Annotated in this window: 15 protein-coding genes; 4 read left to right on the forward strand and 11 right to left on the reverse strand. The window is 70.9% G+C overall.

The window, feature by feature from the left end; genetic code table 11:
* Window positions 1-2 precede the first annotated feature (2 nt).
* The 7 genes from F0U63_RS04660 to F0U63_RS04690 form a co-directional block, all read right to left on the reverse strand.
* Window positions 3-1,025 (reverse strand): methyltransferase, encoded by a 1,023-nt coding sequence (locus F0U63_RS04660; RefSeq protein WP_395844109.1) that lies wholly within the window; start codon window positions 1,023-1,025, stop codon window positions 3-5.
* Complete coding sequence (locus F0U63_RS04665) at window positions 1,022-1,837, reverse strand: tryptophan 2,3-dioxygenase family protein (RefSeq protein ID WP_395844111.1); 816 nt, start codon at window positions 1,835-1,837, stop codon at window positions 1,022-1,024. Before F0U63_RS04665 ends, F0U63_RS04660 begins: the two co-directional genes overlap by 4 nt.
* A gap of 74 nt (window positions 1,838-1,911) precedes the next feature.
* A complete protein-coding gene (locus F0U63_RS04670) occupies window positions 1,912-2,289 on the reverse strand; it encodes a PleD family two-component system response regulator (protein WP_395844113.1) in 378 nt (125 codons plus the stop codon).
* Window positions 2,282-5,212 (reverse strand): response regulator, encoded by a 2,931-nt coding sequence (locus F0U63_RS04675; protein WP_395844115.1) that lies wholly within the window; start codon window positions 5,210-5,212, stop codon window positions 2,282-2,284. Before F0U63_RS04675 ends, F0U63_RS04670 begins: the two co-directional genes overlap by 8 nt.
* A 3-nt stretch (window positions 5,213-5,215) precedes the next feature.
* Window positions 5,216-6,379, reverse strand: a complete 1,164-nt coding sequence (locus F0U63_RS04680) for an FIST signal transduction protein (protein WP_395844117.1) — start codon at window positions 6,377-6,379, stop codon at window positions 5,216-5,218.
* A gap of 37 nt (window positions 6,380-6,416) precedes the next feature.
* A complete protein-coding gene (locus F0U63_RS04685) occupies window positions 6,417-8,213 on the reverse strand; it encodes a cytochrome C (RefSeq protein ID WP_395844119.1) in 1,797 nt (598 codons plus the stop codon).
* Window positions 8,214-8,423: 210 nt separating this feature from the next.
* Window positions 8,424-8,807: a hypothetical protein gene (locus tag F0U63_RS04690; protein WP_395844121.1), complete on the reverse strand. Its 384-nt coding sequence runs from the start codon at window positions 8,805-8,807 to the stop codon at window positions 8,424-8,426.
* 236 nt (window positions 8,808-9,043) lie between these two features.
* Here F0U63_RS04690 and F0U63_RS04695 point away from each other — a divergent pair, with 236 nt between their 5' ends.
* On the forward strand, window positions 9,044-12,085 hold the full coding sequence (locus F0U63_RS04695) for a helicase-related protein (protein ID WP_395844123.1): 3,042 nt from the start codon (window positions 9,044-9,046) through the stop codon (window positions 12,083-12,085).
* Window positions 12,086-12,124: 39 nt separating this feature from the next.
* Here the strand turns inward: F0U63_RS04695 and F0U63_RS04700 are convergent, their stop codons facing one another.
* Both F0U63_RS04700 and F0U63_RS04705 read right to left on the reverse strand, forming a co-directional pair.
* The gene (locus tag F0U63_RS04700; protein WP_002625897.1) at window positions 12,125-12,697 is read right to left on the reverse strand and encodes a hypothetical protein; all 573 of its coding nucleotides are present in this window, start codon (window positions 12,695-12,697) and stop codon (window positions 12,125-12,127) included.
* A gap of 4 nt (window positions 12,698-12,701) precedes the next feature.
* Window positions 12,702-13,466: a hypothetical protein gene (locus F0U63_RS04705; RefSeq protein ID WP_395844125.1), complete on the reverse strand. Its 765-nt coding sequence runs from the start codon at window positions 13,464-13,466 to the stop codon at window positions 12,702-12,704.
* Between the two features lie 153 nt (window positions 13,467-13,619).
* Here F0U63_RS04705 and F0U63_RS04710 point away from each other — a divergent pair, with 153 nt between their 5' ends.
* Window positions 13,620-14,243: a hypothetical protein gene (locus F0U63_RS04710; RefSeq protein WP_395844127.1), complete on the forward strand. Its 624-nt coding sequence runs from the start codon at window positions 13,620-13,622 to the stop codon at window positions 14,241-14,243.
* Between the two features lie 28 nt (window positions 14,244-14,271).
* Here the strand turns inward: F0U63_RS04710 and F0U63_RS04715 are convergent, their stop codons facing one another.
* Both F0U63_RS04715 and F0U63_RS04720 read right to left on the reverse strand, forming a co-directional pair.
* Window positions 14,272-15,228, reverse strand: a complete 957-nt coding sequence (locus tag F0U63_RS04715; protein WP_395844129.1) for a hypothetical protein — start codon at window positions 15,226-15,228, stop codon at window positions 14,272-14,274.
* 130 nt (window positions 15,229-15,358) lie between these two features.
* The gene (locus F0U63_RS04720) at window positions 15,359-17,122 is read right to left on the reverse strand and encodes an ABC transporter ATP-binding protein (protein ID WP_395844131.1); all 1,764 of its coding nucleotides are present in this window, start codon (window positions 17,120-17,122) and stop codon (window positions 15,359-15,361) included.
* Window positions 17,123-17,261: 139 nt separating this feature from the next.
* On the opposite strand from F0U63_RS04720, the gene F0U63_RS04725 reads away from it, so the two are divergent.
* A complete protein-coding gene (locus F0U63_RS04725; protein ID WP_395844133.1) occupies window positions 17,262-17,708 on the forward strand; it encodes a hypothetical protein in 447 nt (148 codons plus the stop codon).
* Window positions 17,709-17,852: 144 nt separating this feature from the next.
* The gene (gene dnaJ, locus F0U63_RS04730; RefSeq protein WP_395844135.1) at window positions 17,853-18,977 is read left to right on the forward strand and encodes a molecular chaperone DnaJ; all 1,125 of its coding nucleotides are present in this window, start codon (window positions 17,853-17,855) and stop codon (window positions 18,975-18,977) included.
* Window positions 18,978-19,199 lie beyond the last annotated feature (222 nt).

Raw genomic sequence — 19,199 nt, forward strand, 5'->3', positions numbered from 1 at the left:
TGCTAGGGACGCAGGGCGGTGACGAGCTCGAAGGGGCCGGGAAGGACGCGCACCTCGCGGAAGCCCGACGCCGGGAGGGCGCGCGTGTAGAACGCGACGTCGCGCAGACGGCTGCCGCACGAGTCCACTCCCATGAGGAAGTAGGACCAGAAGAACTGGGCGGCGAGCCGCTCCGGGGTGCGGAACTCCTCGCAGATGAGGACGCGGCCGCCCGGAGGCAGGGCCTCGAAGGCGGCGCGCAGCAGGGCGTGCGCCGTGTCCTCGGGCCAGTCATGGAGCACGCGCACGAAGGACAGGGCGTCGTGGCTGTTGGGCAGGGGCTCGCGCAGGAAGTCCCCGGCCACGAAGCCGAGCCGGCCCTCGAGGCCACGCGCCCGCCGGGTGCGCTCCACCAGGGGCTCGCACGAGGGCAGGTTGTAGACGTCCACGCGCAGGTCGGGCCGGGCCTCCAGCAGGTGCGCCGCGAGGCTGCCATCGCCCCCCCCCACGTCCAGCAGCCGCGTGCCGGTGGGGAAGAGGGCGTTGGCGTGGGCGCGGAAGGTCTCCACGATGGGGCCGAGCCCCGCCGCCATGCTGGCCTCGAAGCCGGCCACCTGCTCGGGCGTGCGCGGAGGCCAGTCGAAGGAGCGGGGGGACACGCTGCGCTCCCCGCGCAGCACCTCGGGCAGATGGCCGTGCAGCTCGCGCCAAGCGTACCTCTCCCGATCCCTCTCCTGCGAGCGGGGACCCAGCACCGCCTCGGCCGCGGCGCGCAGGCCCGGGACCGCCGCGTAGCGGGTCTCGCCGCGCGCGTCCGGGGTGGACTCGCGCCGCACGAGCCCCAGGCTCTCCAGGCAGTCGAGGAACTTGTCCAGGCGCGCGGGCACGAGGCCATGGCGCTCGCTCAGGGCCGCGAGCGTCACCGGCCCTGGCTCGAGCGCGTCGAGCAGCCCCAGGCGCAGCGCCGTCTCCACCACGTCCACGGCACGCGCTCCGTTGAAGAGCAGGTGAAGCAGGGCGCGAGGCCCGGGGGTCGGCTCGCTCATGGGGCACCCGCTCCGCTCGCGTCCCGGGGAGCGCCGGGCTCATGGCCGCCCTCGCGCTGCCAGGTGGCCGTCATCTCCACGCGCACCCGCCACAGCTCGGGGAAGAGGGGCTGGGTCATGCGTCCGGGCAGCACCCGCGTGGGCAGTCCATCGAGCGCCTTCACCGTGGAGTCCACGCCGATGGTGCGGCGCACGAGCTGGAAGTGCGTGTACAGCCAGTTCTGCCAGGCCTCGTCGTAGTCGAGCAATTGCTCGCACACGCGCTTGAGGTCGGGGTGGCGGGGCGTCGCGTACACGTCGGCGAGCCGCACGTCGCGCCGTCGCAGCAGCCGCTCCAGCGCCTCGTCCAGGCCCCGGGCGGCGGTGCTCACGGCGTTGTAGCCCGGTGACTCCTGTCCGCTCCCGTTGCCGAGGCTGCGGCGGATGATCTGATAGGTGTCCGGGGTGAGGGTTTCCAGCACGCCCAGCTCCGCGGCGAGCACGCGCGCCATGCGGGGCAGGCGCTCCAGCCGCGCCGAGGCCGCCCAGAGGGCATTGGCGTCCAGCTCATCCACGGCCTCCACCGACTCGTGGGCGAGCAGCTTGAGCCACAGCTCCTGGGACTGGTGCACGGCCTGGAAGAGCAGCTCGTCGGGGGTCACCCGCTGGGCGGGGGGCGTCTGGAGCGCGAGCAGCTCGGGGGTGCGCACGTACTTCTCGTAGTCCAGCTCGCCGTGGCCCACCCACTTCTTGAGCAGCGGGTTGAGCCACGGGCCCTGCAATTGGCGTCTCAACTGTTCGGCGGCGCTGACGACCTCGGGGATCTGTTCCATGAGTCCTCCTGGGGGCATCCGGGACAGGGGCCCCTTTCGAGGACACGGCCGCCTCGGACAGGAGCCAGGGGGACCTATCCGCGGAAGGCGTTGAGTTTCTGGATGAGTTCGGCCCCTTGAATGCTCTTGGAGAGATAACCATCCGCGCCCGCGGCGAGAGCCAGGGAGCGCAGGCGGGACTCGTCCGTTGCCGAGTACAGGATGAACTTGGTCCCCTTGGGAGCGTACCGGCGTGCCAGGGTAAGCACCTGGTCACCTTTGAGGGCGGGGAAGTTCACGTCCAACAACACGAGATCCGGCTCGCCCTGGCGCACCAGGTTGGACACGCCCAGGGCCGAGTCGTGGGTCTGCACGTCGAAGTGGGGGGCCAGGGTACGTCGGACGAGATCCAGTTGGTCCGGATCATCGTCCACCACCAGGACGCGGGCCCTGGTGGTGATGCGCTCAGCCATGGGTCTTCCCCAAATGCTTGCGAATGGTGTCGAGGAGCACCTCGCGATCCAAGGGCTTGGTGAGATAGGCGTCGCAGCCGGCGGCCGAGGCCTTTTCCTGATACTCGCGGCCGGCGTGGGCCGTCACGGCGATGACGGGGACGTTGGCCACGGCGGGCACCTGGCGCAGGCGCCGGGTGGCTTCCCAACCATCCACGCGGGGCAGGGACAGGTCCATGAGGATGAGGTCCGGCACCTCGCGCGTGGCGCGCTCCACGCCCATCTCCCCGTCCTCGGCCTCCAGCACCTCGAACTGGCCGCCGAGGTAGCGGCGGACGATGTCGCGGTTCTGCGGGTTGTCCTCCACGTAGAGGATGCGCGGCTGGCGACTGGCGCGCTGGGCGCTCTGCTTGAGCAAGAGCCCCTTGGCCTGGCCGATGACGTCCTCCAGCGCGTGGCCGCCCTTCTGCACGAAGCCGGCGAAGCCGTCGCGCAGCACGGCCTGCTCCTCGGCGGTGAGCGACTTGCCGGTGAGCACCACCACGGGCACCTGAAGCTTGTCCGCGCGCATGCGGCGGATGACCTCGAAGCCGTCCAGGTTGGGCATCATCAGGTCGAGCACCACGAGCGTGGGCGGGGAGACGCGCGCCTTGAGCAGGGCGTCCTCGCCGTTGTGGGCCTCGTGGGTGGAGAAGCCCGCGCGGCGCAAGGAGCGGCTGACGAGCTCGCGCGTGGAGGCGTCGTCGTCCACCACGAGCACCTCGCCGGCGCCCGCGGAGGAGCCGATGCTGCGGCGCACCACGTCCACCAGGTGCTCGGGCTCCACGGGCTTGACGAGGTACTCGCACGCCCCGAGCGAGAAGCCCCGCGCGCGCTGCTCCTCCACGGAGATGATGATGACGGGGATGCGCGCGAGGTCCGCCTCGCTCTTGAGCGTGGACAGCACGCTCCAGCCGTCCAGGCGCGGCAGGTGGATGTCCAGCACGATGGCCTGCGGGCGCAGCTCGCGCGCCTTGCGCAAGGCCTCCATGCCGTCCGAGGCCGTCACCACGACGAAGCCCGAGGGCTCGAGCTGGCCGGCGACGAGCTGCTGCACGAGCACGTCGTCATCCACCACCAGCACGGTGCCCCCGCGCACCATGGGGGCCAGCACGGCGCCCACGTCCTCGGCGGCCACGGGCTTGTCCAGCTCGCGCGACTGGCCCAGGGCCTCGCCCTCGAGCACGCCCGCCAGCCGCACCGTGAAGGTGGTGCCCCGGCCCAGCGTGCTCTCCACCTCCACGCCGCCGCCCAGGATCTTGCTCAGCTCGCGCACGATGGCGAGCCCCAGGCCCGTGCCGCCCACCTTGCGCGTGGTGGAGCCGTCCACCTGGCGGAACTTCTCGAAGATGAAGGGCAATTGGTCCGGCGGGATGCCGATGCCCGTGTCCTCGACGATGAAGACGGCCTCGTTGCCCTCGGCGCGCGCGGTGAGCGACACCTCGCCCGACTCGGTGAACTTGGCCGCGTTGGACAGGAGGTTGAGCAGGATCTGCCGCAGCTTGAGCGCGTCCGTGCGCACGTGGGCCACGTGCTCGTCGATGTCCGTGCGCAGCTCCACGTCCTTGCCCTTGAGGTACTCCTTCACCGTGGCCGTGCACTCCTCGGCCAGCTCCACCAGATCCACCCGCTCCACCACGACCTCGATCCGGCCCGCTTCGATCTTCGACAGGTCGAGGATGTCGTTGATGAGCGCCAGCAGCGTCTGCGCGTTCTTCTTCACCACGTTGAGGTCGCGCCGGCCGTGGGCGGTGAGCCGGCTGCCCTCCTCGCGCATGAGCAGGTCGCAATAGCCGATGATGCCGTTGAGCGGCGTGCGGATTTCATGGCTGAAGTTGGCGAGGAACTCGCTGCGCAGCCGGAAGGCGCTCTCCGCCTCGCGCGCCCGCTCCTCCTCGTTGCGCTTGGCGGCGGCGAGCTCCGTGGCCAGCCGGTCCAGGTCCTCGTTCTGCTGACGGATGATCTCCATCTGCAGCGCGCGCTGCTGGTAGCTGGCGAGCGTGCGCGCGGACACGGCGCGGCTCTTCGTGAGCTCCTCCAGGTTCTCGGCGAGGCGCCGGTTGGCCGCCTCCAGCTCGGCCTTGGAGCGGCGCAGGCTCTCCTCGGCGGCCTTGCGCTCGGTGATGTCCTCGGTGATGCCGAGCACGTAGCGCGCCCGGCCCGAGTCATCCAACAGGGGCAGCTTGCGCGTGGCGTAGACGCGATCCTGCCCGCCCGTGCGCGCCACCTCCTCGAAGGTCTTGAGCTTGCCCGTCTCGAGGATCTCCGTGTCGATGGCGACGAAGGAGTCGGCCTGCTCCTTGGGGAAGTAGTCGTGGTCGAGCTTGCCGAGCAACCACTCCTTGGTCACCCCGAAGGCGTCGGCGAAGGTGCGGTTGGCCACGCGCAGCCGGCGATCCTCGCCGTCCTTCACGAAGAGGACGAAGGGCAGGCTGTCCACGATGCGCTCGAGCAGCCAGCGCGAGTGTTCCTGCTCCTGCTCGGCCTGCTGGTGCTGGCGCCGCTCGAGGGTGCGCTGGAGCTCGCGGCGCACCACCGGCGCGAGCAGCGCCAGGCGGTCCATCTCCAGGTAGCTGTTGGCACGCACCTGCTCCAGGGCCGCGAGCACCTCCGCCTCGTCCCAGGCCGCCCCGATGACGATCAGCGGCAGCAGGGGCTGGCGCTCCTGGAGGAGGGGAGCGGCCTCGCGGAAGCCCAACCCGGGCAGGCCGGGGCCACACACGGCCACGTCCCACTCCCGCTCCAGCGCCGTCTTCAACGCCTCGGGGGTGGAGGGGTGCTCGGCGGAGACCTCGAGGTTCGCGCGCCGCAGGGCCTCGAGGATGCGGGCGCTCTCGGACGCTCCCGCCATCAGCAGCAACTTCAGTGTCCTGGTGTCCGTCACGACAGGGGGCGGAATGCTCATCCGTCAGTTTTCCCCGAACGCCAAGACCGTCAGCGTCGTGTTGATGTGAAACCCCGAGTAGACCTCGAAGTGCACATTCATTCCAGCCGCTGTGGGCGCGTGGCGCAAGGAGTCGGCGATGCCCCCGACCGCTCCGGTTGCCTGGGCGTACCACATGCGGCCGCTGCAATGGAAAAGCAGGGTGGCGCGGGGATTGAGGACGCGGCGGGGCAGCTCTTCCTGGAAGAAGGCGCGCGTCATGCCGGCCAGGTCCCCGGCCTTCATCAGCTCCAGCTCGGTGCCTTCCTCCAGGAGGTTGGCGAAGAGGATGGAGTCGTCGGGCAGGACCTTCCAGGGGGCGCGGATGAAGTACTCGCGGCCCACCTTGAGGGCGGTGGGGTGCGCGGCGAAGCCCCGGGGCTTGCCGAACTCCAGGTCCTCCACCGACACGCCCAGCATGTCGGCGTAGCGCCGCGCGGCCGGCTGGCCGTCGATCTCCAGGGCGCGCGTGGCGCTGTCGTCCACGCGGGTGATGGTGAGGCGCTCGCCCAGCGGCTGGTACCAGTGCGAGCGCAGGGCGGCCCAGGGCGCGCTCGTCTTGAAGAGCGCCACCAGCACGCTGTCCGTGGTCACCTCTCCGTCCACGTGGAGCTGGGCGGACTGGCTCTGGGGATCCGGATCCGAGTCGGCGGCGCCGCCGCCCACGAGCATCAGCGCCTGGTTCTTCTCGAGCAGGCCGAGCAGCAGCTCTTCCTTCTTGTAGCGAAAGCCGTCATCGATGACGAGGCCCACGTAGCGGCGCGTATCGATGTCCGACTGGCGCACGCCCAGCTCCTGGGCGGCGCGCTTCATGGCCATGGCGCCCGCGCTCACCGCGTCCACGGACAGGCCGGTGCCCAGCCCGAGCCCCACCTCGAAGTCGCCCGAGAGCGCGCCCAGCACCACGCTGCCCGAGTGGATGCCGCGGTTGTCCAGCTCGCCCGCGGTGGTGGCGCCCACCAGGCGAGTGCCCGGGGGCAGCCGCTCGCGCACCGCGCGGTTGAGGGCGAGCTGATCCCGCTCGCGTGAGGCGAACAGGGTGACGAGCCGGGGGGTCTCGCCGCCTTCGAGCTGCCGGATGAGATCCTCTGCCACGGCAACCGGTTCCACCAATGTGCTGCGCGCCGTCTGCATCTTCACTCGAGCCAACCAGGACCTCCCGCGGGGGCAGTAGGGGCAGTGCGGCCTACAGGTTACTGCCTGGGTGGGTTTTGTGACAGCTATCCGTGCATTGCTGGAAGGACTCGCGGCCGCCGCCCACGTACATGCTCTCGATGGCACCGAACTGTTGCACGTGCGAGTCCGGGTAGCTCTTGTGACAGGACAGACACGCGGACTTGCTCGTGCGCTGGATGCCCTCGGCCTTCAGGTGGCACTTGTCGCACTGCTGCAGGGGCGAGTCGTAGCGGCCCGAGCGCGAGTGGATGAAGTGGGTGCGCACGGCGATGGGGCCCTCCAGCTCGAAGCCCAGCGGGGCATGGCAGGCGTTGCACCCGGCCCGGTTGTCATTGGCGTGCAGCACCTTGGCCAGCTCGCCGCCCTCGCTGTGGCAGCTGTTGCACGGGCCGGTGGTGAGGCTGGGCTGGGTGGGCTGGGCGGACTCCACCTGGATGTTGATCGTCTTGCTGAAGGGGATGTCCTCGCCCAGGTAGACGCGGCGGCCCTTCACCGTCACCAGGTAGGTGCCGGGCTCGGCGTTGGCCGGCAGGGTGTACGTCCAGGTGTCGCTCACGGCCGCGTCCCAGCCGCCCTTGTCCGGGAAGAAGGCGCCGCCGAACAAGTCATTGGCGGGCGGGAAGGTCTGGAACTGCGCGAACACGCCGTCGCGCTCGAGCGTGCCCACCGTCTGCACGTCGTCGTCGCCGAAGAAGGCATCCAGGTCCACGATGCTGCGGATGGGTTGGAGCTTCTGCGCGGGGCCGATGATCTGCGTCATCAGCATGCGCTCGCGGTGCTTGCGCAGGTAATAGGTGGTGGTGGGCTCGAAGAAGGCCCGGTAGTACTGGATGCCCGACTCGACCTGCCCCGAGGTGTACTGCTTGTAGGTGGGCAGGCTGCCCTGGGGGTGCAGGCGCTTGCCGGCCCCATCGCGCAGGGTGAGCTGGAAGGTGATGCTCGAGCCGGCCGCGTAGGTGCCATTGGCGCGTGGCGGGGTGAGGGCCTTGATGTCCACCGAGGCGCCATAGGCGTAGGCGGGCTTGTCCTCCTGCTCGATGGGGATGGTGTAGTAGTCCGCGCCGGCGCGCATCGTCCAGAACAGGCGCAGGGCGCGGGTGTTGCGCGTGAGCGTGAAGGGCGTGGCGCCCGTGCGCGCGTTGCGCACCTCGACGATGGCCTCCTCGGTGAAGTTGCGCGCGGTGGAGCAGTCACTCACGCTCTTGCAGTCGGCGGTGGTCTGCACCGCGCGCAGCCGGCGGATGAAGAAGTCGTCCGTGGGCTGGCGGCGATCCCCCCGGCCGATGTTGAGCAGGATGGGGCGGCCGGTGGGGCGGCCCCACCCGTCCACGGGCAGCACGGTGAAGACGCTCGTCTGCTCCATCCACTGCGCCTGCCGGTAGAAGCGGCGCCGGGTATAGGTGTTGTCCGCGTTGGCCAGGATGATGGGCTCCTCGTCCACCAGCTTGAGCCCCTGCCAGGGCAGTTGCGCGAACCGGCCCGTCCGGCGCAGTCCGTCCACGCCCTCGTCCCGGGTGGATTTCACCACCTCGCGCACGTCGATCTGGTTGATGTAGAAGCTCTGCCCGGCCTTCACCCGCAGCGGCTGGGCCTTGCCAGGAGCCAGGCCCTCGTAGCCCACCTCGAGCGCCAGGGGGATGGGCTTGGAGCCCACGCGCGTGTCCTCCCCGGTCTTCTCCCCGGGGGCCACCTCGGAGGCCGCCGCCGAGCGCCCAAAGCCCGCCCCGAAGAGGAGCGCCGCCAGACCCAGGCCTCGCAAAAGGACAGACGCGGGCGATGGCACGCCCAGTGCTAACTGACCGCTCATGGCGGACCCTCTTTCCCAGTAGAGGTGGCGGGGGCCACCCCTCCAGCCTTGGTTCTCGCGTAGACCCCGCCCGTGCCACCCAGCCCAGCGCCCGCGAAATCCCGTTCGTTTCCCTATTCCCGGAAACACGAAGATTCGCGTCTGAACAGATTAGAGCGGTTTCCCCTATGGATTTCAACTTCTAAGGGAATTATTCACACTGCTGAAAAGTCATTTTTCAGACTCAGCACTGAGCCAGGGGGCGAGCGCCCGGCAGGCCGGCGCGGAGCGCAGGGCCTCCCGGTTCATGCGCTCCAGCTCGAGGTAGAGCTGCTCGGTGGACAGCCGCGAGAGATCCACCCGCGCGGGGACGAGCTGCGCGGGCGGTGGGGGAGCGAGCGGGGGGCGCAGCATCCAGCCCAGGGCGTAGCCGACGAGGAAGCCCGCCCCGCTCAACAGGCCCCCGAGCACCCCGAGCGAGAGGGGAACCAGGCCATCCAAGGGGGGGAGGTGCCGCCACCCGGTGGCGAGACCCAGGGCGGCGAGGGTGGCGGGAATGAGCGCGAGCAGGCCCACGCCCGCGAGCGGCGGGCGGCTTGAGTGACGCGGCGGCATGGGTTGGTCTCCCCTCAGCGTCTCCCTGGGGCGGAGCCGCTGGTGCTCTTCAACTTGGTCGTGGCTTCACGGCCAGGAAATCACCCTCGTGGGATGGAGCGCTGTCCGTTAAAGGACAGCACTCGTGTGCTCCGGAGGCCCCCTGGGGGGCGCCAGACAATGGCCCGGAGGGTGTTGCGGGGTTATGAGCCAACCCCTTCTTCTGCTTCTTCCGACGTGAGGGTCTGTTTCCGACCATGTCCTTCGTTTCAGGCAACAAGGTTCGCTACCTCCCCCAGCCCGAGTGGGGCGTGGGGCATCTCCTCGAATTGCAGGACGAGGGCGCCAAGGCGCTCGTCCTCTTTCCCGCCCGGGAGGCCGAGCCGGTGCTGGTGTCCACCAAGGGCGGGGCCCTGGTGCTCCAGCGCCTGGCCAAGGGCGAGCCCGTGAAGACGGCCCGGGGCCGGCGCGCCACCGTGGTGGGCGAGGAGGAGGGCGGCCGAGGCCTGCGCCGCTACGTCATCCGCTACGCCGACACGGGCGAGGAGGACGAGCTGCCCGAGTCCGAGGTGCACGCGCTCGCCCCGCGCTCGGACGTGCTGTCCACGCTGCGCGAGGGCCGGGTGGGCGAGGCGCGCGCCTTCATGTTGCGCAAGCAGGCGCTGCGGCTGGACGACGAGCGGCGGTGTGACGCGCTCGGCGCGCTGCTGGCCAGCCGGGTGATGGTGAAGCCGCACCAGGTGGGCGTGGTGCAGCGCGTGCTCAGCGCGCGCCGGCCCCGCTTCGTGCTCGCCGACGAGGTGGGCCTGGGCAAGACGATCGAGGCGGGCATGGTGTTCAGCGCCCTGCGGCTGTCCGGGCTCGCGCGGCGCGTGCTGGTGGTGGCCCCCAGCCACCTCACCGTGCAGTGGCTGGTGGAGCTGTTCCACAAGTTCAACCAGCTCTTCACGTTCATGGACTCGGACCGGTACGCGAGCTCGCTCAAGGAGCAGCCCCAGGTGTCCCCGTGGGCGCGCTTCCCCCTGGTGGTGACGAGCCTGGAGATGCTCGCCCGGAGCGAGGAGCACCGGCGCGCCGTGGCGGGCGAGGACGCGTTCTGGGACCTGGTCATCATCGACGAGGCGCACCACCTCAAGGGCGAGAAGGCCTTCGCGGCCGCCGAGGGCCTCGCCGCCAACAGCTGGGGCCTGCTGCTGCTCACGGCCACGCCCATGCAGTTGGATCCGGCCGAGTACCACGGGCTGCTCACGCTCATCGACGCGGCGACGGCGCCCACGGTGGCGGGCTTCGAGCAGCGGCTGGCGCGGCAGGAGGAGCTGAGCGCGGCGGTGCGCGGGCTGCTCGAGGGCCAGGACGCCAAGGGCGCGGTGAAGGCGCTGGCGGCGCGCTTCCCCGATGACCCGCGGCTCACGGCGCTGAAGGACCGGGACGCGCTCCTGCAGCACCTGGCGGAGACGTACAGCCTGTCGGACCGGCTGGTGCGCAACCGGCGCGCGGTGGTGGGCGGCTTCTCCACGCGCCGGCTGCACCGGCACCCGGTGAAGCTGTCCGCCGAGGAGCTGCGCACGCGCGACGCCGCGCTGGCCGCGCTCGCCTCGTCCACCCTGCGCGGCGCGCCCCTGGGCAACCTGTTGCGCCGCCTGGAGTCGAGCCCCGCGGCCTTCGCCGAGGCGCTCCAGGGCAACAAGGCCCTGGCGAGCGTGGCGGGCTCGCTCAAGCTGCCCGCGCGCGACGCGAAGTTCAGCGCCTTCCAGGACGTGCTGCGCGGCATCTGGAGCGCGGAGCCCCGGGCCAAGGTGCTCGTGTTCACCGAGAGCCGTGACACGCTCGAGACCCTGCGCACGGAGCTGGGCCGCGAGGGCACCGAGGCGCTCGCCTACCATGGTGATCTGCCCCTGGTGGAGCGGGACAGGCAGGTGGCGCGCTTCCGCGATCCCGAGGGCCCGCTGGTGCTCCTGTGCACCGAGGTGGGCGGCGAGGGCCGCAACTTCCAGTTCGCGCACCACCTGGTGCACTACGACCTGCCGTGGAGTCCGGCGACGGTGGAGCAGCGCATCGGGCGACTGGACCGAATCGGGCAGAACCACCCGGTGGAGATCCACGTCTTCGATCCCGCGGGCACGCTGGCCGCGGACGTGTTGATGCTGCTGGCGGACGCGGTGGGTGTCTTCGGCGAGACGGTGGGCGGCCTGGACGCGGTGCTGGAGGAGGTGGAGCCGCGGCTGGCCGAGCTGGCGCTGCTGCCGCGCGAGTCGCGCGTGGCGTACGCCGCGGAGCTCAAGGCGAAGGTGGAGGCGGCGCGGGCGCAGGTGAAGCGCGCGTATGATCCGCTGCTGGACATCCGCTCGTTCGACAAGGACGCGGTGGCGCGGCTGGTGAAGCGGGCGCAGGAGCGCATGGGGTTGGACGAGGAGGAGGAGGACGAGGACACGCCGAGCCTGGAGGAGGGGCTGTGGAGCGTGGCGCGCGACCTGGACGAGCGGCTGGAGGAGTCGGTGACGGAGCTGGCGCGCCGGGTGGGCATCGGCGTGGACACGGACGAGCAGGTGGATGCCTTCCAGTGCGCGTTCCAGTTCGGCCACGCGCTCAAGGTGGAGGGCCTGCCGGGCATCGACATCAACGAGGATCGCACGGTGCTGGGCACCTTCTGGCGCGACACGGCGGTGGAGGCCGAGGAGCTGGAGTACTACGCCACGGGCCACCCCATCGTGGAGTCGCTGTTCGGCTTCCTGCGGGACGGGCCGTACGGGCGCAGCGCGGCGCGGTTCATCGAGAAGCGCGGGCCGCTCAAGGCGCGGGGCGTGGAGCTGCTCTACCACGTGCAGCTGCCCGAGCCCGAGGACACCTCGCCGGGTGCGCGGGTGCCGAGCCGTCAGCTCGCGCGCTTCCTGGAGCGCACGCTGGTGCACGTGGCGGTGGTGGAGGGCCCCTCGGGTCCCAAGGCGGACACGGGGGTGCTGAGCGCGCTGGAGGCGGAGGGCAAGTCCCTCAAGGGGGACGAGGTGGCACGGGCCTTCCCGGGCTTCGCGGCCTTCGTGGACGCGGGTGTGCCGGTGGCGCTCAAGGCCGCCGAGGCCGAGCTGGGCAAGCTCCAGGCGCGTGCGCGCAAGGCCGTGGAGGCCGAGCGGGACGCGGCGCTCGCGCGCATGAAGCTGTCGCTCACGCACCAGGGCCTGGAGGAGAAGTCGGTGCGGGCGCAGCTCGACGCCGAGCACGAGCACTACGAGCGGCTGCTCCAGGCGCTCGCCGGGGCCCAGGTGGTGCTCGACTCGGCCTGCGGCTTCGTCATCAACCGCTGAGGGGCTTGGGGGTCCGGGGGGGAGCCCCCCGGCTCCGGCTCAGGCGCGCACCTTCTCGCGCAGCGCCTTGGCCCGCTCTTGCGTCTCCGGATCCGAGTGCGTCATCTCGATGCCCTTGAGCCGCTGGTCCAGGCTCTTGGGCAGCTTGCCCTTCACCAGCTTGCCCTCGGCCTCCATCGCCTCCAGCTTGCCGAGCGCCTTGTCCGCGATGCGCTCCTTGGGGTGGCCCAGCAGGCTGTCGAGGAAGTACGGATCCTCGGGCAGCTCGGGGTACTTCTCCAGGTAGTCCAGCACGCCCTGGGCCCAGGCGCGGGGGTCCTCGGCGCTCTCCAGCACCTTCTGCATGGCCTGCTTCTGCGCCTTGCGCTTGCCCTCCGGATCGAAGGTCTTCGCCAGGCCCTCGGGCAGCTCGCCGCCATTGAAGAGCGCGTCCGCGGCCGACTTGTACTTCTCGTAGGAGGCGCTGCGCTCGATGCGCTGCTGCGCCGGGTCATCCTGCCGCGAGGTGTGCCCCCGGCCCTTGCCGCGCTGGGCGTCCAGCTCCCGCCACGTCTTGGTGCGCTTGCCGGAGAATCCGCCGCCGCCCCGATCGTCATCCCTGTCACGTGCCATTGCGTCACTTCCCCTTGCGAGCCCCCCACAGCGCCGCCAGGCCGCTCCTCACCAGGGAACGGACGCGTGTCAGCTCCTCGGACGCCAGGGGGTGCTCCTCGTCGTGCTCCGCCTCGAACAGGGCCTCGTCCGCGTACGCGGCGAGCGCCGTGGGCACTGGCGGAAGCTCCGTGCCCGTCCCCCTCAACGCCTCGGGGGGCACTCCCGCCACTCCTCGTGGCCACCCCAGCTCCAGCATGGCGTGCAGCTCGAAGAGCAAGTGACGGGCAACGGCATATCCTTCGTCCGTGAGCCCCACCGCGTCAAGCTCTCCCAGCAGCGCGTCCTGCCGGTTCTCGAAGGAATCGTGCAGCCGCGTACGTGCCTTCTCGTCGTCCTCCAGGTAACGCCAGGCGGCCTCCACGAATGCCGTGTCCGGCTCGCCCGGGGCGAAGACGGGCGGGGGCTCTACCTTCTGCTTCTTCGGGCGCGGGGGGCGGGGGCCGTCCTCCAGGCGGACCTGCTTGCCCTCCTGCACCAGGTCCCACAGCCCCAGCAGGTTCTGGAAGAAGCGGCGCGCGAGCTCCGGGGACTCGAAGCGGGGCTCGCGCTCGAAGAGGCTCGGAATCACCTCGCTCGAGGGGCGTCCCTCGGCGTGGGCCTGGCGCATGTGGGCGAGCACCGTGAGGCTGTCGTGCGGCACGCCCGCGAGCTCCAGGAGCCCGTCGAGCACCTGCGCGCCCTCGAATTCGTGGGTGAACTCCATCTGTTTGGAACGGGAACGGCTCATACCTCTCACCGTAGCCCCTGACGGGCCCTCTTGCCTCCTGAGAACCCACCAGGGAGCCGGGGGACTGAATGACCCGTTCTGTCCTGGACGGCCTCTCCCCTGTCACGAGCGCCTTCCGTTTTCGCCCTTCCGTCCCTAGGCTCCCCCGCCTCCATGAGCGAACCGTCGTCCCAGAAAGTGAAGCTCGCCATCCAGGCGCTGTCCCTGGCCCGCCCCGTGGAGGGGCCTCCCGGCGACGACGGTCAACGCTCGGTCTGGCACCTGTCCGCCCAGGGCGCCGAGCTGCTGTCCTTCGTGGACCCCGAGGGAAGGGTGCAACGCCAGGAGCTGACGCTCTTGGGCGAGCACTGTGTGTGGACGAGCGGCGTGGGCCTGCGCACCGGACGTGTGGAGCAGGTGGACGCCGCGCGCACCGAGGCCAGCGTCGTCCACCCCGACCGCGAGCCCGTCCCCGAGCGGCTCCTGCGCGCCGCGCTCGCGCTCGAGGACTACCAGGGCGAGGATCGCTACATCCTCCACATCCAGCGCGTGCTCGCGCTCGCGCGCCAGAGCCTCGCGCTCGCCGGCAACCCGCTGCCGGCCCCCCCGCCGCCCGTGGCGGCTCCCTCCCCCGCTCGCGCTCCCAATGAAGTGGCCTCCGCGCCCATTCCCCTCATTCCCCCGAGCGCCATCGCCTCGGACCTGGAGCGCCGGCAGGGCCGCGAGGGCCTCACCATGCTCCTCGTGCTCGGGGTGGGGCTCGTGGTGGGCGTGGCCCTGTTGATCTGGCTCCTCTGAGGGGCCTGGGGAGGGGCTCTGGTTCTGCTCAGGGCCCGGTGCGCACCGCGGGCTTCGCGCAGTGCGCGGTGGGCACCGCGCCCAGCGCCCCGGCCAGGACGTGGGGCAGCCGTGAGGACGGCGACATGTGCGAGGCATCCGCCCTCCACGCGCCCCAGGCCGCCAGTTGCAGGGGCCGCGTGTCCAGCGCGAGCACCGCCGCGGCGATCGCCATGAGCGTGAGGCTTCCCGCCCACTGGGCCACGGCCCTCGGGCGTGGGAAGAACCGCCAGCCGACGAGCGCGAAGCCGAGGACCGTCAGGGCGCCCAGGAGCGCCCAGCGCAGCTCCTGCAAGGAGGTGAGCCGCGCGGTGTCCGTGGCGAGCCGCGCGGCGGGGTCCCCGGCGTCGGGCAGGGTCCGGGGCGTGAGCAGATCCACGAGCAGGTGGGCCTCGAGCGCCGCGAGCAGGGCGCTGAAGCCCAGCACCAGCGCCAGCGCGGCGCCGAGCATCCGCTCGGAGTCCTCTCCCGCGCGCCGGTTCTTGTGCACCAGCACGAGTCCCACCGCGACGGCGCCGAGCAGCGCCGCGCTCGTCCAGGCTCCCAGCCGGCGCGTCACCATGGCCTCGCCGGTGCCCGCGGCCAGCATGGCCAGCGCGTCCCGTCCCCCCACTTCCGGCAGCGCCGCCAGCACCCGGCGCATCGCCTCCTGCGTGCCGGCGATGCCCAGCAGCCAGGGCAGGGTGGCCAGCCCCACCAGCAGCACCAGCGGCGCGTGTCTTCCCGCGGCTCCCCTGCACAGCAGCGTCGAGAGCACGAGCGTCACCCCCCCGATGCCCAGCCACATCAAGACGCTGTAGAGGCCGGGCGCGCCCGCCATCCGCCACACCTCGCTGCCTCCACCCAGGAGCGGGGGAAGCGCGAGCCCGACGCTCCCCATCGCCAGGAGGGGAAGCGCGGCGAGCAACAGTCCGGAGAGCGGCGTGAATCTGACGGGAGTCAGCATGGTTTAAAGAGTATAAACCGAATCCCGTGAAATCATGAATTTGCCCCCGAGTACGGAACAGCCGGCGAACAGTGAACGCTCTGGAAGGCAGGGGAGCGAGCGGGCAGCCGCCGGGTTCTCCCTCTGTTCGCTAGGCGGCGACGGCCCCTTCACCGAGGAGCTGGGCATAGCGGCCGCCCCGGGCGGACAGCTCGGCATGGGTGCCCGCCTCCACCACGCGCCCGGCGTCGAGGACGACGATCAGGTCCGCGTCCCGCACGGTGGACAGCCGGTGGGCGATGACGAGCACCGTGCGCCCCTTCATCAGGGTGGCGAGGCCCGCGCCCACCGCCGCCTCGCTCTGGGCATCCAGGGCGCTGGTGGGCTCGTCCAACAGGAGGACGGAGGGCTGGCGCAGGAAGGCGCGCGCGAGGGCGAGGCGCTGGCGTTGTCCTCCCGACAGCCGCGCGCCGCGCTCGCCCACCGGCTCCTCGAGTCCCCCGGGCAGGGCGCGCACGAAGTCCTCGGCGTGCGCGAGTCGCAGCGCCTCCCACACCTCCGCGTCCGAGGCGTCCGGCCGCCCGAGCAGCACGTTGTGCCGCACGCTGCCGGAGAAGAGCACCGGCTCCTGGGGCACCCACGCCAGGCGTTCGCGCACGCGCGAGGGCTTGAGCCGTGACAGGGGCACGCCATCCCAGCTCACCGTGCCGCCACTGGGGGGCAAGAAGCCCAGCAGCACGGAGAAGAGCGTCGTCTTGCCCGCGCCGGACGCGCCCACCAGCGCCACCCGGGCCCCCGCGGGCACCGTGAGGTCCACCCCTCGCAGGGCCTCGCGGCCGTCGGGGTAGGTGGCGCGCAGGCCCGAGAGCGTCAGGGCCTGGGTAAGGGGCGGGGCGTCCTCGCCCTCATCCGCTGGCACGGGCTGGTCCGCGAGCGCGAAGAGGCGCTCGGCGCCGACGAGGCCCGTCACCACCTGGGAGAGCGTGCCGCTGAGTGACTTCACCGGCTGGTAGAGCAGGAGCGTGGCGGTGATGAAGGACAGGAGCCGTCCGGAGAGCGAGGGGTCCCCCGAGATGGCGCGCGCCCCCCAGGCCACCGCCACCGCCACGCCCACCATCCCCATCAGCTCCACGGTGGGGCTGTACGCGCCGCGCAGGAAGAGCGAGCGGCGCATCTCCCCGAGGTAGCGCGCCGCCTCGGTCTCGAAGCGCGCGAGCGCCCGGGGTCCGGCGCCATAGGCGCGCACCACCGGCAGCGTCTGCAACTGCTCCGCCGTCAGCGCGGTGAGCGCGCCCAGGCTCGTCTGCGAGCGCTGGGCCACCTTCTTGAGCGAGCGGGTGAAGGCACGCACCGGCAGCACCGTGAGCGGCATCACCACGAAGGTGAGCAGGAAGAGCTTCGCGTCGATGAGCAGGCACGTGACGAGCAGCGCGACAATCTGCAGCCCGTCGCGCACGTACGAGGAGAGCGCCTGGGTGACGGAGAACTCCACCAGGGGCACGTCCGCGGTGAAGCGCGTGAGGAGCTCGCCCGAGTGCTGGCGCTCGAAGAAGGCGGGGGGCCAGGACAGCAGGCGCGCGTAGAGGGACGCGCGCAGGTCCGCCATCACCCGCTGCCCCAGCCGCTGCATCCACCCGCCCTGGAGGTAGTTCGCGCCCGCCTTGAGCACCGCCACGCCCACCACCATCAGGGGCAGCACGCCCAGGAGCCGCTCTCCGGGCAGCTTCACGCCCGCGAGCTCCACCGGGCCACCGGTGAGCACGGCGCGCAAGAGGGGCCCCACGAGCCAGGCGTAGGTGGAGGTCGCCGCGGCGGCCACGAGCGACGCACCCAGTCCCGCTCCGAGCAGCAGGCGGTAGGGCCGCACATAACCCAGGAGCCGACGATAGACGTGAGGGGAGGGACGAGGCGCCACGGCGAGGCGCGCACTGTGTCATCGCGCCAGGGCCCAGGCAAAGGGACTCGCCTGGCCGCCCGCCCCACGGCCTTCCCAGCTCACCATGTAGGTGCGTTCATTGCCTCAGCGGCCCGGGACGGACAGCTTTCGGCTAGCCATGGACACGAACAACACTGAGAAAGAAGTGCTGAACAGCCCGGGCTGTGAGCCAGTGGTCGAGGACGAGGAGCGTCGTCGATTGCTGTGGCTGATGGCGGAGTACTTCAGGACCATCGGCTGCACGGACATCAAGGCTCGCCTGCCTGGTTTCCTGCCACCCCCTGTGCTCTCGGGGACCATCGAGGACCATCGGCCGGACTTCACCTGCCGCCAGTCCGATTCGGCCCGCACACCCATCATCCTGGAGATCGTCACTCCGAGCATGGTGGATGAGCCCGCCGCGGAGAACCGCTGGAGCCTCTTGTCGAGCGCCGCCAAGCTCTACAACGCGGAACTCCACTTCGTGGTTCCCAAGTGGTCGGTCAGCCGGGGCGTCATTGACCCCATCCTCAAGCGCCGTCTGGCGCGCATGGAGCTGACGGCCAACCGCATCTGGACCGTCTGAGGGCTCGTCCCCAGGCGTCCACCCCGAGATGCGCCCGCTCCCTCGCCGGGGCGGGCGCGGATTGCTGGACCCCAACGCTGCGTTATAGTGACTCGGAATTCGCCACGCGCGGCCAAAGTCCAATAAATCCAGGGGTTTGAAGCAATGCCAGCGGTTTCGGGCCAGAAGCGGGACTATTACGAGGTGCTGGGGGTCCAGAAGACCGTCTCGGCGCAGGAGCTCAAGAGCGCCTTTCGCAAGGTGGCCTTGCAGTATCACCCGGACCGCAACCCCGGGAACCACGAGGCGGAGGAGAAGTTCAAGGAAGCCTCGGAGGCCTACGAGGTCCTGAGTGATCCGGAGCGCCGCAACCGCTACGACCGTTTCGGTCACGCGGGGGTGGGCGGGGCGGCCGGGGGAGACCCGTTCGGCGGGTTCCAGGGCGTCAACATCAACGACATCTTCGGGGAAATCTTCGGAGACATCTTCGGAGGGCGAGGGGGCCGCCGGGCGAGCAACCGGGGCGCGGACCTGCGCTTCAACCTGGAGATTTCCTTCGAGGAGGCGGCGTTCGGCTGCCGGCCGAAGGTGCCGATTCCGCGGCCGAAGAAGTGCGACACGTGCTCGGGCACGGGCAGCAAGAGCGCCTCGGCGCCCAAGACGTGCAGCACGTGCGGCGGGGCGGGCGAGGTGCGCTTCACCCAGGGCTTCTTCGCCGTGTCGCGGCCGTGCTCCGAGTGCGGCGGGACGGGCGCGGTGGTGCCGGACCCGTGCGCCAGGTGCAAGGGCTCGGGCAAGGTGCCCAGTGACGAGGTCATCGAGGTCAACATCCCGCCGGGCGTGGACAACGGCACGCGGGTGCGGCTGACGGGCATGGGCGAGCCGGGAGACCGGGGCGGCCCCGCGGGTGACCTGTACGTGACGGTCATCGTCCGCGAGCACCCGCTCTTCCAGCGCGAGGACTACGACGTCTACTGCGAGGTGCCCATCTCCTTCACCCAGGCGGCGCTGGGCGCGAAGATCGACGTGCCCACGCTCGACGGCAAGGTGAAGATGACCATCCCCGAGGGCGCCCAGTCCGGCAAGGTGTTCCGCCTCAAGGGCAAGGGCGTTCCGCACCTGCACAGCGGCCAGCGCGGCGACCAGCACGTGCGCATCGTCGTGGAGACGCCCACCGGGCTCACCCAGAAGCAGCGCGAGCTGCTCGAGAAGTTCGCCGAGGCCAGCGGCGAGGAAGCGCACCCGCAGTCGAAGAACTTCTTCGAGAAGGTGCGCGAGCTGTTCGGCTAGCCGCCTGTCGCTCCCTCCTCGAATCCTACGAGCGGACGGGATTCGGGGAGAGGGAGGGTGATGCGGGAGCATGTGTTGGGGTGTCCGCCCTGGGCGCGGTTCACCCCACCGGACCTGGAGTCGCGTCGCGCTGGCCATCGGTGAACGAAGTGGCCGGGTCCCCTCGGTTGCAATGCCCGGGTCTGGACGTTCATGGCGTCCCCGGGAGAAGGACACTCACCA

Origin of the sequence: Cystobacter fuscus (assembly GCF_044360685.1) — a bacterium.
Taxonomy (GTDB): Bacteria; Myxococcota; Myxococcia; order Myxococcales; family Myxococcaceae; genus Cystobacter; species Cystobacter fuscus_C.

What these genes read in the sequence shown, in the direction of transcription:
- F0U63_RS04700 (WP_002625897.1), bottom strand. Translation starts at nt 12,697, where the DNA reads ATGGCACGTGACAGGGATGACGATCGGGGCGGCGGCGGATTCTCCGGC.
- F0U63_RS04660 (WP_395844109.1), bottom strand. Translation starts at nt 1,025, where the DNA reads ATGAGCGAGCCGACCCCCGGGCCTCGCGCCCTGCTTCACCTGCTCTTC.
- F0U63_RS04725 (WP_395844133.1), top strand. Translation starts at nt 17,262, where the DNA reads ATGGACACGAACAACACTGAGAAAGAAGTGCTGAACAGCCCGGGCTGT.
- F0U63_RS04675 (WP_395844115.1), bottom strand. Translation starts at nt 5,212, where the DNA reads ATGAGCATTCCGCCCCCTGTCGTGACGGACACCAGGACACTGAAGTTG.
- F0U63_RS04685 (WP_395844119.1), bottom strand. Translation starts at nt 8,213, where the DNA reads ATGAGCGGTCAGTTAGCACTGGGCGTGCCATCGCCCGCGTCTGTCCTT.
- F0U63_RS04705 (WP_395844125.1), bottom strand. Translation starts at nt 13,466, where the DNA reads ATGAGCCGTTCCCGTTCCAAACAGATGGAGTTCACCCACGAATTCGAG.
- F0U63_RS04715 (WP_395844129.1), bottom strand. Translation starts at nt 15,228, where the DNA reads ATGCTGACTCCCGTCAGATTCACGCCGCTCTCCGGACTGTTGCTCGCC.
- dnaJ (WP_395844135.1), top strand. Translation starts at nt 17,853, where the DNA reads ATGCCAGCGGTTTCGGGCCAGAAGCGGGACTATTACGAGGTGCTGGGG.
- F0U63_RS04670 (WP_395844113.1), bottom strand. Translation starts at nt 2,289, where the DNA reads ATGGCTGAGCGCATCACCACCAGGGCCCGCGTCCTGGTGGTGGACGAT.
- F0U63_RS04710 (WP_395844127.1), top strand. Translation starts at nt 13,620, where the DNA reads ATGAGCGAACCGTCGTCCCAGAAAGTGAAGCTCGCCATCCAGGCGCTG.
- F0U63_RS04665 (WP_395844111.1), bottom strand. Translation starts at nt 1,837, where the DNA reads ATGGAACAGATCCCCGAGGTCGTCAGCGCCGCCGAACAGTTGAGACGC.
- F0U63_RS04695 (WP_395844123.1), top strand. Translation starts at nt 9,044, where the DNA reads ATGTCCTTCGTTTCAGGCAACAAGGTTCGCTACCTCCCCCAGCCCGAG.
- F0U63_RS04690 (WP_395844121.1), bottom strand. Translation starts at nt 8,807, where the DNA reads ATGCCGCCGCGTCACTCAAGCCGCCCGCCGCTCGCGGGCGTGGGCCTG.